The organism is Cytobacillus oceanisediminis 2691, assembly GCF_000294775.2.
GTDB classification, from domain to species: Bacteria; Bacillota; Bacilli; order Bacillales; family Cytobacillaceae; genus Cytobacillus; species Cytobacillus pseudoceanisediminis.
The window spans coordinates 3498156-3511475 of record NZ_CP015506.1; the positions used below are offsets into that span (position 1 = coordinate 3498156).

The 13320-nt window shown below is 40.8% G+C and carries 15 protein-coding genes and 1 other annotated feature; of the genes, 1 reads left to right on the forward strand and 14 read right to left on the reverse strand.

All coding sequences use genetic code 11. The annotated features are described in order from the left end of the window. Positions 1-164: 164 nt before the first annotated feature. From A361_RS17600 to A361_RS17630, 7 genes are all read right to left on the reverse strand, one after another. Entirely contained in the window at positions 165-1517 is a 1353-nt protein-coding gene (locus tag A361_RS17600; protein ID WP_019382523.1) for a glycosyltransferase family 2 protein, read from the reverse strand. A 146-nt stretch (positions 1518-1663) separates the two neighbouring features. Further along, complete coding sequence (locus tag A361_RS17605; RefSeq protein WP_019382522.1) at positions 1664-2083, reverse strand: DUF1801 domain-containing protein; 420 nt, start codon at positions 2081-2083, stop codon at positions 1664-1666. A 121-nt stretch (positions 2084-2204) separates the two neighbouring features. Continuing rightward, positions 2205-3050: a pirin family protein gene (locus tag A361_RS17610; protein WP_019382521.1), complete on the reverse strand. Its 846-nt coding sequence runs from the start codon at positions 3048-3050 to the stop codon at positions 2205-2207. A gap of 64 nt (positions 3051-3114) precedes the next feature. Next, complete coding sequence (gene wrbA, locus A361_RS17615) at positions 3115-3726, reverse strand: NAD(P)H:quinone oxidoreductase (RefSeq protein WP_019382520.1); 612 nt, start codon at positions 3724-3726, stop codon at positions 3115-3117. A 111-nt stretch (positions 3727-3837) separates the two neighbouring features. After that, positions 3838-4440, reverse strand: a complete 603-nt coding sequence (locus tag A361_RS17620; RefSeq protein WP_019382519.1) for an alpha/beta hydrolase — start codon at positions 4438-4440, stop codon at positions 3838-3840. A 20-nt stretch (positions 4441-4460) separates the two neighbouring features. Then, positions 4461-5399 (reverse strand): ring-cleaving dioxygenase, encoded by a 939-nt coding sequence (locus A361_RS17625; protein WP_019382518.1) that lies wholly within the window; start codon positions 5397-5399, stop codon positions 4461-4463. 87 nt (positions 5400-5486) lie between these two features. Continuing rightward, entirely contained in the window at positions 5487-5915 is a 429-nt protein-coding gene (locus A361_RS17630) for a MarR family winged helix-turn-helix transcriptional regulator (RefSeq protein WP_019382517.1), read from the reverse strand. Positions 5916-6194: 279 nt separating this feature from the next. On the opposite strand from A361_RS17630, the gene A361_RS17635 reads away from it, so the two are divergent. Continuing rightward, complete coding sequence (locus A361_RS17635; RefSeq protein WP_019382516.1) at positions 6195-7394, forward strand: iron-containing alcohol dehydrogenase; 1200 nt, start codon at positions 6195-6197, stop codon at positions 7392-7394. Between the two features lie 55 nt (positions 7395-7449). On the opposite strand, the gene A361_RS31285 is transcribed toward A361_RS17635, so the two are convergent. The 7 genes from A361_RS31285 to A361_RS17665 form a co-directional block, all read right to left on the reverse strand. Beyond that, complete coding sequence (locus A361_RS31285) at positions 7450-7584, reverse strand: hypothetical protein (protein ID WP_019382515.1); 135 nt, start codon at positions 7582-7584, stop codon at positions 7450-7452. Between the two features lie 340 nt (positions 7585-7924). Next, positions 7925-8593, reverse strand: coding sequence for a molybdate ABC transporter permease subunit (gene modB, locus A361_RS17640; protein ID WP_009333585.1), 669 nt, complete (start codon positions 8591-8593; stop codon positions 7925-7927). 216 nt (positions 8594-8809) lie between these two features. Then, positions 8810-9337 (reverse strand): GNAT family N-acetyltransferase, encoded by a 528-nt coding sequence (locus A361_RS17645; RefSeq protein ID WP_009333584.1) that lies wholly within the window; start codon positions 9335-9337, stop codon positions 8810-8812. 158 nt (positions 9338-9495) lie between these two features. Beyond that, a complete protein-coding gene (corA, locus tag A361_RS17650; RefSeq protein ID WP_009333583.1) occupies positions 9496-10452 on the reverse strand; it encodes a magnesium/cobalt transporter CorA in 957 nt (318 codons plus the stop codon). A gap of 262 nt (positions 10453-10714) precedes the next feature. Next, positions 10715-10955 (forward strand) — a binding site (T-box leader). Between the two features lie 88 nt (positions 10956-11043). Beyond that, positions 11044-11487: a GNAT family N-acetyltransferase gene (locus A361_RS17655; RefSeq protein ID WP_019382512.1), complete on the reverse strand. Its 444-nt coding sequence runs from the start codon at positions 11485-11487 to the stop codon at positions 11044-11046. A 27-nt stretch (positions 11488-11514) separates the two neighbouring features. Further along, on the reverse strand, positions 11515-12324 hold the full coding sequence (locus A361_RS17660; RefSeq protein ID WP_019382511.1) for a GNAT family N-acetyltransferase: 810 nt from the start codon (positions 12322-12324) through the stop codon (positions 11515-11517). 17 nt (positions 12325-12341) lie between these two features. After that, a complete protein-coding gene (locus tag A361_RS17665) occupies positions 12342-13283 on the reverse strand; it encodes a hypothetical protein (protein ID WP_019382510.1) in 942 nt (313 codons plus the stop codon). Positions 13284-13320: the final 37 nt, after the last annotated feature.

The window sequence follows — 13320 nt, forward strand, 5'->3', positions numbered from 1 at the left end:
CGCCTAACTTAAAAAGTTTACTTTGGTAAACATTTTATCTCCAACGCAAACCAAAAGCAATAAAAATGACTCTGCAATTCTTTTTTCTTCAATATTATAAGAATGATTGAGGAAAATGTGCATTAAAAAATCAAAAAAACCTCCGCTACTTGCCACAGCGAAGATCAATCCCAGACACGCTTTAACTTGAAAAGTTCCTGAAAGTATCCGCATACAGATATGGGCGACATAATCATTTGATAAAAAAGGATAAATGCAAAAAAACCTAATATATTTTTTCTTACTTTCAAATTAAGATTTTTAAAAACATAATGCTTTTGATACATATATAAGATACCGTAACTTAGAATTGTAAGCGGCAGGACAAATAAGGTCATTGGACCAACTACCCAGAAATAACCGAAGAATGCCAGCATTAATCCAGGGATCCAGAAGAAAGTATACACCATGTCCAGATATGGCATAACAAGGTTAACGCCCGTTAAATATTTTGTGTAAATTTGGGGCTGATTCCATGGTTTAATTTCATTCAGGCCTTCAATCATTCCCCTTGCCCACCTGGACCTTTGCTTTGCAAAGTGTGATAGATTGGAAGGAACATCCGTAAATGCTGCAGCCAGCGGCTCAAAATACACTTTCCATTCTTTCTGAAGAAGTCTCCATGTCAAGACAATATCTTCGCCAATGGCATCGGGCCAGCCATTTACCTGGCGGACGGAATTTGTTTTGTACAAACTGAAGGCCCCTTGAGCAACCAGTGTTCCCTGATATAACCCCTGCAGCCTCTTTATTGAAGCAATCCCCAGATAATAATCCCACTCCTGTATTTTAGTCAATAGGTTTTCACGGCTATTGCGCACAAGCATGGAGCCTGCTACGGCACACACTTCTTCAGGACTGCTTTCCATGCGTGCCACTAAAAAGCGGACCGCTGAAGGATGAAGCAGGGTATCGGCATCAAGCGAGATAACATACTCTGTTGTCACATGCTGCAGCCCTTTGTTTAACGCATGGAATTTTCCCGGCTTAGATTCCTTTAAAACCTTGATTTCAAGGTTAAGCTCTTTTTGAGCCCTTACTAATTCACAATAGGTATTGTCTGAGGAACGATTGTCTATGACAATAGCTTTAATTTTGCCTTTATAATCCTGGCTTGCCACATAGCTTAACGTCTGAAAGATTGTATTCTCTTCATTGAAGGCAGCTACCAGCAATGTCACTTCCTTATCAGGATCCGGATTTTTAAATGAAGGCTGCCTGTCCAAAAGCAGGCTCATCACCAGAAAGGCATTCATATAGCCAGGTAAATAGGCAATACCGCCAATAATAAGAATACTGATCGGGAGTGTGACAATTTCCGATAAGTCCTTCAGCCATGGCAGCGATAGATATATAGAAAAAGTCAGCCATACTGCTGAAGAGAGGTGGCTGAGTACAAACTTTTTATTAATGGAGACATATAATTTTTTTCTTCCGTGTCTTGCTGCCGGCTCGATGGGTGTTAGACTTGGCTTCATAGGCTCACCTTCAAAATGATATACTTAATTAAAAAATATATCATTCTGAGAGTCAAGTAACCTGGTAAATAACACCAGATCTCCGGGCGGATGAATAAGTGTTTCTGCCTCATGGATCCGAGAGTATTTACATACTGGACTTCCTATTACTCCGGGTAAGTCTCTCTTAAAAAATCAATTGATTGAACAATTAATTCCTTTAGCACTTCTACATCGATATCTGCAATCTTATTTATGTACACACAAGCTTTTCCGGTGGTATGTTTCCCAAACCTTTCAAGCAATTCATCTCTTTTTCTATCCCCGGGTGCAAAATAAAGGCTAATTTTTGCCTTTCTTGGCGAAAAGCCAACAAGTGGTGCATCCCCTTCATGACCAGTTGCATATTTATAATGATACGAACCAAAGCCAATGATGCTTGGTCCCCACATTTTTGCCTGATAGCCTGTCGTTTCTGTAAAGATATCCAGCAGCCTATATGCATCCTCCCTCTTTTTAGGACTCTCAACTTTTTCTATGAATTCAAATACACTGTTATCGTTCTCTTTGGTTTTAACTTCATACATTATAGGCCAACTCCTTATTTAGATTTGATTAGTACTTCTCTAAAATACAGGTAATGTCCTTCTGAAAACCAATACTCCCGGCAAAAAAAGAGCAACCATATGATTGCTCCTCACCCTCTTCTTATTTTAGAAAGGTACCTTCCATATACTCCTTATATGCGGTTCGTATTTCTTCTTCCGTGTTCATAACAAACGGTCCACGGGCAACAACCTGTTCTTTGACTGGCTCGCCTGCATATAGTAAAAAGCGCAAAGGCTCTTCGGCTTTGATGAAAATTTCGCTTCCAGCGTCCCCGCCATCTCCCAATTCAAGAACCTGGCCTTTTGCTGCATATGCTTCATTTTCTCCAAAAACCCCGCTGCCTTCTATAATATAGATGAAGCCCTTGTAGCTTCCAGGCAGATCTTGCGAGGCTTCCGCTCCTTTTTTCATGTTAGCTTCAACCATCGTTACAGGCACATGATTTAAGGCAGGAGATACAACCCCCTTTGAGGATCCGGAGAAGACTTTAAAAATAACGCCATCTTCCTCTCTGACAGGAACTTCACTGCCTTTAAGATTTTGATATCTAGGCGCTGTCATTTTCTTCCCGCTGGGCAGATTGATCCACAGCTGCAGCGAATGGGCAGTTATTCCTTCTGATGGCACTTCGTTATGAACGACACCGCTGCCTGCTGTCATCCATTGAACATCTCCTGGCCCTAACACGCCTCCTTCACCGGAATGACTATCGAAATGTTCAATAGCCCCTTCAATAACATAAGTTACGGTTTCTATACCGCGATGGGGATGGATGTCAAACGCACCTTTTTGAAATTTATCCTCCATCATCAGAAGGAATGGGTCAAACTTCTCCCAATTCCCTGGTTCTATCACAGGGCCTGCTGCATGAATGGGGCTATGCTCCTGCAGATATACTTTCCTGATTGAAGCAATTTCCCGCTTAGTAATCTCCTCATTTTCCATACGCCATTTCTCCCCTTTACATGTAAAGGGAGCAATTGAATAACAATTGCTCCATCTATTATGTTTACTGATTACCTTTTTTTATCCACCCGGCAACTGTGACGGTTCTTTTCGCCTGATGCTTAACAGCTTCCTTCACATCTTCAATCATTTTTCCATCCTGGTCAACTGTTACGCTAGTTCCATACGGATTGCCTCCTGCTCCGAAGAGAACCGGATCTGTATATCCAGGAGCAGCGACAATCGCTCCCCAATGATACATTGTTGTATAAAGGGAAAGAATTGTTGCTTCCTGCCCCCCATGAGGATTTTGGGCTGATGTCATTGCACTTACTGCCTTATTCGCAAGCTTTCCTTTCGCCCAAAGACCGCCAGTTGTATCAAGGAACTGCTTCATTTGGGAAGGCATATTGCCGAAACGGGTCGGCACGCTGAATATAATGGCATCTGCCCATTCAAGATCGTCCGGCTTGATTTCAGGCACATCCTTTGTTGCCTCGACAGTTGCTTTCCATACAGGATTGCCTTCAATTGCAGATTGCGGTGCCAATTCTGGAACCTTAAAAACCCTAACTTCCGCACCAGCTTCTTTGCCGCCTTCCTCCGCCCATTTAGACAATTGATAGTTTGTTCCGCCCATGCTGTAAAAAATTACGGCCAATTTCACATTTTCCATATTAATCGTCTCCTTTTTAGTTGAATTTCCAAATAACCTTGATAGGATACCCATATCAGCACCGCCTATTCTTTCATAGTCTTCCCTATTAATTCATTGCATTAACTAATTTTATATTTGTTTATACCAGCGGGCTGCAGCTTGAACCTCACCCATGGTTAATTGGTGTCCAAAACTTTCCCAGTGAAGCTCGACTTTCGCTCCTGCACTTTCCAATAAAGACTGTAAATCAGTAGATTCTTCTGCGGGACAAATCGGGTCATTGGTTCCTGCAGCGATAAATACTGATGTTCCGCTAAGATCAGGCAATTCAGCACCACGCCTTGGAACCATCGGATGGTGCAGAATCGCTGCTCTTAAGGAGTTTTCATGATGGAATAATAAGCTTCCTGCAATATTAGCTCCATTGGAATAGCCAATTGCCACTATGTTTTCACGCTTAAATTTGTATTTCTGTGCAGCTTCATCTAAATATCCGTTTAATTCTTTAGTGCGAAAAATCAAATCCTCTTCATCAAAGACACCTTCTGCCAGTCTGCGGAAAAATCTCGGCATACCATTTTCCAGCACATTTCCGCGCACACTTAGAACAGAGGCCTCCGGATCAATATGCCCTGCAAGCGGAAGCAGGTCAGTTTCTGTACCTCCTGTTCCGTGAAGCAGCAATAATACAGGTTTAGAAGGATCTTTTCCTTGTTGAAAAATATGTTTCATAGTATCTTCCCCTCTTCGTTTTAATCCAGTTCCCTAACTTCAATTGGGATTAATTTCCGCTCGATGCGATTTCTCATATCCTCATATTGTTCAGGAAGCATCAGCTTCTCTCCCATTTTCCCAGGTGATTCGTCATGCGCAAATCCAGGAGGGTCGGTTGCAATCTCAAACAGAATTTCCCCTTGCTCCCGAAAATAAATGGCATTAAAATAATTCCGATCCCTGACTGGCGTCACACTATATCCATTTGACCTCACATACTCCTGCCACTCCAATTGATCCTCATCATCTTCTGCCCGCCAGGCGATATGATGGACTGTACCGACACCCATCTGGCCGCGCTTGCCGGAAACCTTTTTCAGGTCTATGACATTGCCGATTTGGGCAGTGGATTGGAACCGGATCATTTCTTCCTCTTCCCCAATACGTTCAAGGCCCATTACCCTTTCAAGCAGGTTTGCCGTTTGTTCAGGCTGGGATGAATAAAGAGTCGCCCCAGCAAATCCCTTTATTGCAGCATCTGGAGTGATGCCTCCAAAAGACCATGTATTTATTTCTCCCTCATCTCTTTCTACCAACTCTAATACAAGGCCATGTGGATCAAGAAGCTTTATCAATTCTTCTCCGAATCTTTTTTCCCTTGTGTAAGAAATATTAAATTTCTTAAATCTGTCTTGCCAAAATCCAAGGGCACCTTTGGGAATGGCATAGGAGGTGACCCCAACCTGGCCATCCCCTATAACTCCCTGGAAAGCATTTGCCCATGGAAAGAAAGTAATGATTGTCCCCGGCTTTCCTTCTTGATTGCCAAAGTACAGATGGTAAGTGCCGGGGTCATCAAAATTTACGGTCTGCTTGACCATTCTCAAACCTAGTACACCTGCATAAAAATCGACATTATCCTGCGGATGGCCGACGATGGCAGTGATATGATGGATCCCGCTAGTTTTTCTGCCCACTGTAAACACCTCTTCCTATTTAATGTATCCTAAATTCAGCCAATAAAACTCATTTCAATTCAAATATTTTTAATTCAAGATATTAATTTAAATCTCTGTCCGCTTTTTAACTTTTTCAAGTAAATTTATTAAATCATCCAGCTCATCTGAAATCAGTTCTTCAAAAAAAGTATTCACCTTTTGCTGGTGTTTCGGCATAATCTCTTCCAATAACTTATTTCCTTTGTCAGTTAAACCAATATGAATCGCCCGGCGGTCATTCGGACATGCGATTCTTTTGGCATATCCCTTTTCCACAAGCTTATCAATTACATAAGTCATCGAGCCGCTCGTAATTAATATCCTCTTTCCAATTTCGTGTATCGTCTGCATATCATTGTGGTATAGAGCTTCCAGCACTGAAAACTCGGTCATGCTAAGGCTATAATTGGTGATACTGTCCTTTATGCATTCATGAATGGATTTGGATGTCTGCATGAGAATCAGGAATGCCGGGTTAGGGCAAGGCCTTTTCATATTATCACCTGCCAATACTTCGAATTAATTTATCTCGATTTCGAGATAATTATAAAATACATTTATGATTGTGTCAATCATCCGGATTGAACTCTTTCATCATTCCGCATTGAAAACGAGAAAGGCAGGGAAGAAAGCTGAATTAATTTAGCCAAGTGTTTTAACTCATTTTTAATCACTGATTATTTTACATCATTCAGCATATTGACTTCTTCTTTAACATAAAGGTATATATGATTTATAATATTAGAATTTTCCGATAAGTTTAGGGGTGAGGGAATGTATAAAATATACTGCCGAATGGTTCAAAAAACCTTCAAGCTGGGATCGCCTTTTCTGCCATGGCGGGAACCGGAATTATTAGAAGGTCCCAATAGCCTGGACAAGCTTCCTGATGTTATTAAGAAGAATGAGATCAGCAGAACTCTGATTGTAACTGACAGCGGCATCAGTGGTCTTGGCCTAATGGATGGTTTGCTTTCAAATTTACAGAAAAAGAACATTGAGTTTTATATATATGATAAAACCATTCCAAATCCTACAATTACGAATATAGAAGAAGCACTTGAGGTATATAAAAAGAATGACTGCCAGGGGATTATTGCTTTTGGCGGGGGTTCTCCGATGGATTGCGCCAAAGGAGTTGGTGCAAGAGTTATGAGGCCAGAGAAAAGCATTTCACAAATGAAAGGCCAATTTAAGGTTAGAAAAGAGCTCCCTCCCATTTTTGCAGTCCCGACCACGGCAGGTACTGGAAGTGAAGCCACCGTTGCAGCGGTCATTACTGACAGCAGCTCACACGAGAAATATGCGATTATTGATTTGAACTTAATCCCGCATTATGCAGTTCTTGACCCGTTGATTACATTAAAAATGCCTCCTCATATAACAGCTGCAACCGGTATGGATGCACTAACCCATGCCATCGAAGCCTACATTGGCAGAAGCAATACAGCAGAGACTAGAAAATTCAGCATAAATGCAGTCCGCCTAATTTATGATAATCTTTATGAAACATACCAGAATGGCGAAAACCTGACGGCAAGAGCCAATATGCAGAAAGCTGCGTATCTTGCAGGATTGGCTTTCACCAGGGCCTATGTTGGCAATGTTCATGCTATTGCCCATACACTCGGAGGTTTTTATTCGGTCCCTCACGGTTTGGCAAATGCCGTCATCCTTCCATATGTCCTGGAGCAATATGGAGAGGCAGTATGGGACCCTTTGGCCGAGCTGGCAGTGGCCGCAGGTATCGGCAATGCGTCAGATTCGGCTGAAGAAAATGCTAAAAATTTTATTCTTAGCATAAAATCCCTAAACAGCAGAATGGGGATCCCGCCAAAAGTAAGCGGAATTCAAGACAGGGACATTCCAATCATGGCTGAACGTGCCTTAAAGGAAGCCAATCCCCTGTATCCTGTTCCGAAAATCTTCAGCAGAGATGATATGTTTAGACTGTACCAGCTGATAAAAGATTAAAAAGGGAAATTCCTGTGCCTTTCTTTATTTAAAAATCAATTTGTTAAAAGTTTATTTAAGAAATACCAGTTTCAATATACCTTCTTATAAACTGCCACTCACCAGGAGCACCTTCGCTCTGAAAAAATACATTGGCTGTTAACAGGCTTATCCCTGTGATAATAATGCTTTCGTATATGTATGCAAGCATTTCTCTCTCCCTTAGCTTGGCTATACGATTCAAGGTTCAACAATAAAGAACGAATGGCTCTCTTATGATTAGATATTGCCTTTCAAGCAAAATCAGCTTGTGTGAATGGCGCTAATCTATTCCCAATAGCGCCCTTTCAGGCCGAATTAACAGCAGTCAATGACGCTTATGAATGAGAATAATGCCTTTTGGACTGAATCATCATCAGCCAATGGCGCTTATCACTAGGAATAGTGCTTTTCAGATAGAATACTCATGAACGAGTGGCGCTTATTGATGTGAATTAATCCAATTGCTCACACTAAAAAAGGCGGTTTGCACATGACTGCATTCCGCCTTTCTAGAAACGTTTCTTAATAAAATTCATGAACACAAGCATGGAAGTTGAAATAAGTAATATAATTGAAACCCACATCCAAGCCAGTTCCATATCCCCTGAATCCATAGCAACGTAGATCGCGGTGGGAAGTGTTTGTGTCTTTCCGGGAATATTGCCTGCAAACATTAATGTGGCGCCGAATTCCCCTATTGCCCTGGCAAAGCTTAATATTGCTCCTGTCATGATGGCTTTAGAAGCCAGCGGCATCGTTACATACAGAAAAACCTTTAAATCTGATGCACCATCGACTCTTGAGGCGTCTTCAATCTCATTGTCAATGGATTCAAAACCAGCCCTGGCAGATTGATACATCAGTGGAAATGCTACAACGGCCGCGGCAATGACAGCAGCCCACCACGTAAAAATGACTGGCCCGTTAAACAGCGATTCAATCCCTCGTCCGACGAAAGATTGCTTTCCAAAAACCACAATAAGCAGAAATCCTACAACGGAAGGTGGAAGGACCAATGGCAAAAGCAGCAAAGTATCTATAATTGCCTGGCCTTTAAACGTCCGATTTGCCATCAGTTTTGCAGCTAAAACCCCTATCACTAAAACAGCGAGAAGCGATATAGAGGCAATTTCCAGTGAGAGTTTAACCGGTGACCAAAAGTATTCGGATTGAATCATTTCAGCAGGTAAGAAAAACCGTATTGCTCCATTTAGACATACCTTGTTCAGATTGTATAAATACGTAGAAAAGCTGTTCCGTATCCCGGTTTTTACTCTCTTTTAATACTCCCAGCTGATTGAAAATAATCATATAAACTCCTTTGTAAATAGAAATACATCTGTAAATATAATATACCTTATCATTATAAATGAAAAATTTAGTGAAGCATTCTATTAACTTGAAGTTTTTGTGTCATAAGTCACGTTTAGATTTTTATAATAAATCACTGTCGCCTCCAGATTGCCTTGTTCAGACTGTGCGAAGCCTGGTATGATGCCTGCTTTAACATATCCTGCTGATTGATAAAGGATATTGGAAACATCACCTTCTCTTGTATCAAGTACAAGCAGGCTTCGGCCCTCCTGTTTCGCTTTATCTTCTGCCGCTTTTAATAGCAATCGTCCCAAACCCTTTCTGCGGATGGAGGGGTCAGTCATTAATTTTGCAATCTCCGCACGATGGCTTCCATTTTCTTTCTGGCATAAATGGAGCTGGATTGTTCCGGCAGCTTTTCCATCCATTACAGCTAAAAACAAAACCACATCATTGTTTTTTAATAAATCCTCCCAATATTCCTCTGCCTTAGCTTGATCAAGCGGAGGCAGAAACCCTATTGACGCTCCCTCATTTACCACCTCAATTAATAGTTTGGACAGCTCTTTTTTATATCCTTCAATGGATTTAACCTCGAAAATATCCATACCCGTTCACCCGTTTCTTAATTTTTCTATCCAATCCGCCTCTGGCGAATCTATTACATTAACATTCCATATAAGTAAAAAGTTCTCCTCCCTTCCTCAAAACAAAACCAATAAAAAAAGCTCTGCCAAAAATTTCAGGCAAAGCTTTCATTATGCTTTTATCGAAACCAGCCCTTCTTCTTAAACCACCAAAACATGCCTAAGGCAATAATAAACATTAAAAACAGCGTTTCAAAGTAACCATATTTCCATGTTAATTCCGGCATGTTTTCAAAATTCATTCCGTAAATGCCCGCTATGAAGGTTAATGGCATGAATATGGTGGTTATCACGGTAAGGACTCTCATCACCCGGTTTGTCTGATGGGAGTTGATCGATAAATAACTGTCACGGATATCGGTCGTCAATTCCCTGTTTTCATCAATCATTTCAGTCAATTTCAACAAATGGTCATGAATATCAGCAAAGTATTCGTATCTTTCCTTTACGCCTTTAAGCCTATGAGAATTAATGACACGGTATATTAAATCCCGCATTGGAATGACTGTATATCTTATCTGCAATAAATGATGACGGATATCAAATAATTTCTCCAATAATTCTTCCATTGTTTCATCATTTGGATTATCTTCAATGAGACTCAAACGATCTTCCAGGTGATAAACGATGGGAAAGTAATTATCCACTATTTTATCAATGATATGATACATGACCAAATAGGGGTCCCATTTATTGATTTTCTTACTCTGGCTCAGCCTTTCCCAAACATCATTCATTTCTTTGGAGAGCTCATGGTGGTACGATACTATGTAATTTGAACCGATGAAAAAGTTGATTTCCTGCTTATCTTCGTTAATATGATTTAAGCTATGGGTGACAAAAAAGCTGTAGTCTTCATAATAATCCATTTTAGGACGCTGGAGTTTAACAACACAATCCTCTATTGCCAGGGGATGAAAATGAAAAGTCTTGTCGAGTTCAGCTGTTTCCTCCTCGTTTGGCTGATCAAAATCAACCCAAAACCACTTATAACTTTCCCACTCTGCTTTCAGCCTCTCAAATGTAATATCTTTCTGCAGTTCATCTTTCTTATTTACAGCTTGTATTCTAATCATGATTGTCTCCTAGTCTTTCCATTCTGTAAACGTATTTTTTCCACTTTTGATAACGATATCCTAATGAGCACTCTTCCAATTGAATATTTATTATTTACCTCTTCACCTTGCACTGTTAAACAAGAAAATACTTTCTTATTCTAGTCAGTCTACTGTAATAATTCGGTAAATACCTCTATATCCGTCTACTTTAACGCTTTTATCCAAAAAAGTAATTTTAATTAACAAAAAATATTTACTTGTCAACTAATTAATTTCAAATAATAAGTCGCTGACGAGAAGAGTAAGACAGGAATGCTTTTCCAAAGAGAGCCGGCATATGGTGAAAGCCGGTGTCCAGTACCTGATCCGAAGATCATCTCTGAGATGCAAAGCTGAAATACAGTAAGCTTTGACGGGTTTTCCACCGTTACATTGGAACGCGTATGATTGTACGTAGCTGAGTGCTACAGTTTTGAACTGCAGAATTAGAGTGGTATCGCGAGTATAGACTCGTCCCTTTCTGGGATGGATGCAAAAGCTTCTTTATAAAGAAAAACCAGGCTCTTAAACAGCCTGGTTTTCCTATTCCTTCACCTCAATTCCCGCTGCCTAGTTGAGAGTTTTCACAAACCCAGTACTCTTTGCCTGATACCCTAAACTTAAATAAAAATGATGAGCGTCTTCACGCTCAGTCCTGTTTCCGCTATTTAGTACGATTCCGGTAGCCCCCAATTGTTCTGCAAAATCTTCCACAGCCAGCATCAGCTTCTTGCCTGCACCAATCCCTCTGTAATTACTATCAGTAACTAAAGCAATAACCCGGATATGAATGCCGTCAGTATTGTATAAAAGACCTGTATGGAATCCAGCCATGCCAATAACCTTATCTATTAGACATGCCACTAATGTGCAGTAATCAGGATGTGAGCCGATGTTATTAAGCCTTGTTTCCATTTGCTCTTGCGATACAGGATAACCCAAGTCTCCCATTAAACGGGCAAGCTTGGGAATATCCTCAACACCCGTTTTCCTGATATGTATCTTATGCTTCATTTTGCACCTTCCTGCCTTCAAGCGCTTTTATTCCCTTATCCAAATTGCTTTTGTATATCCAATTTTCAAACCTGCTTTTTCCATATTATTCTGGCTTACCGAACCAAACCTTGCCTGACCAGTCAGCAGCTCGGCATTATTTGTAATCGCTTGGCAGATTCGGGCTTGAATAAGCGCGCTGTGGACTCCCCTGTTTCTGAAAGAAGGCAAAACAGCCGCGGCCGCAAGATTTGCCACCCCTTCTTCCATAAAAATGACACCTATTCCAGCTGGTTCGTTGTTTACAAATGCTAGGTAAAAGGCCCAGTTTTCATTGCCATAAAGCACCTCATTATTTTCAGCTATCCCCTGGCTAAGGAAAACAGGCATGCCAAATCCCTTTGTATACACCTCGCCGAAAAGATCAAATTCCTTTCTTTGCATCCTGCGTATATCAATGCCAGCATGAATGGGAAGATCCACAAGATCTGAAGGCTCCGCAAACAAAGTGGTATGGAAATCACATTGATAAAATCCTTTTTGATGAAGCAGCTTCAGTAAATCTGATGATCCGTTTGATGGTGTGATCTCCAATCGAATTGGGATTCCTTTTCCCTGGTAGAAATCAACTATTTGATCCAGAACTTCTGTATCGGCTTCCTTAAATCCTTTAACGAGATTGAATGATGGACCCGGAATATTCCTGGCAAAAAAAGCGGTTGTCTGGCCAATTCTTTTAATCTCAACGCCCATTGGGTTTTCATCCCGATTTTTAATAGCTGTCAATCTGGAGTGCAGCACATCTGTCTCTGCCTGGTCCAGCCTCTCAGCTAAGTCACTTTTCATCACTAGATTCATAATTTTCACCTCATTTATTAAACGTCAAGCCTTCCAAAAGAATGCAATATTTTATATCGCTTAACTGCAAGTATTCCTTTCCAATGATTGCGTGCAATTTGGAATTCATTATCAAATTGTCCCCAGCTCCAGGAAATATCCCATGTTCCTTCATTTGAGATCTGCTCAATATAGAAATCAAGATTATCATCAATTAACGTTCCAAATTTCATAGAAAGAGAATCTTCTGGATGCTCAGCAAAATCCAAGGGAGTGGCTGTATAGCCTAATCCCCAATCTCCTTTGTTCTTCCCGGCAGCTTTGTATGCAAGAGCATTCACTTTCTCAGCCGTATGCTTGAGAGAGTAATTAATTCTGGAATCAAATTCAATTTCCTGCTTAGACATTAGCTTTACCAGCTGCTGAAAATTGTTAATTTCATGTCTATCCATCTCATCGGCTTCCATTAAGTAATCAGATGCATTCTTAATTGTTTTCCACCCTATTTCAGCAGCACGGCTTCCAGACGATGACCAATGCAATAAGAACCCGGCAAGCTCCGCACTTGGGTTATAAGACCAATTTTCCTGGACATTCTCTGTCCAATGCCACCATGGAGCATGTGGGTACTCGTTGTTTGAAGGCGTAACTGATGGCCACATTTTCTTCTCATGCATATAGCTGTGTTCTAAATAATTGACTAGTTTTTGTACAACATTTAACTCGGGTTTTGCTTCAATGTCCATCAAAATTTGTCCGGCCGCCCATGAAGCCATCGGGGAAGAGTAAGGGGACCAGAAATCAGGTTCAATGCCATGGCCGAATCCTCCATCGTCATTCTGAAAAGCTTCAATACATTTTATTACCCCTTCATCATTACGATCCTCAAAATGGTATGACCATAAAGCTGATTCAAGCGGCCTTGCATTTCTTTTAATCCATCTGCCTGTATTCTCAAATCTTTCTTTCGTTATCTTCATAAATTATTTCCTTTCATAATTAGGCGTATTTGATTTC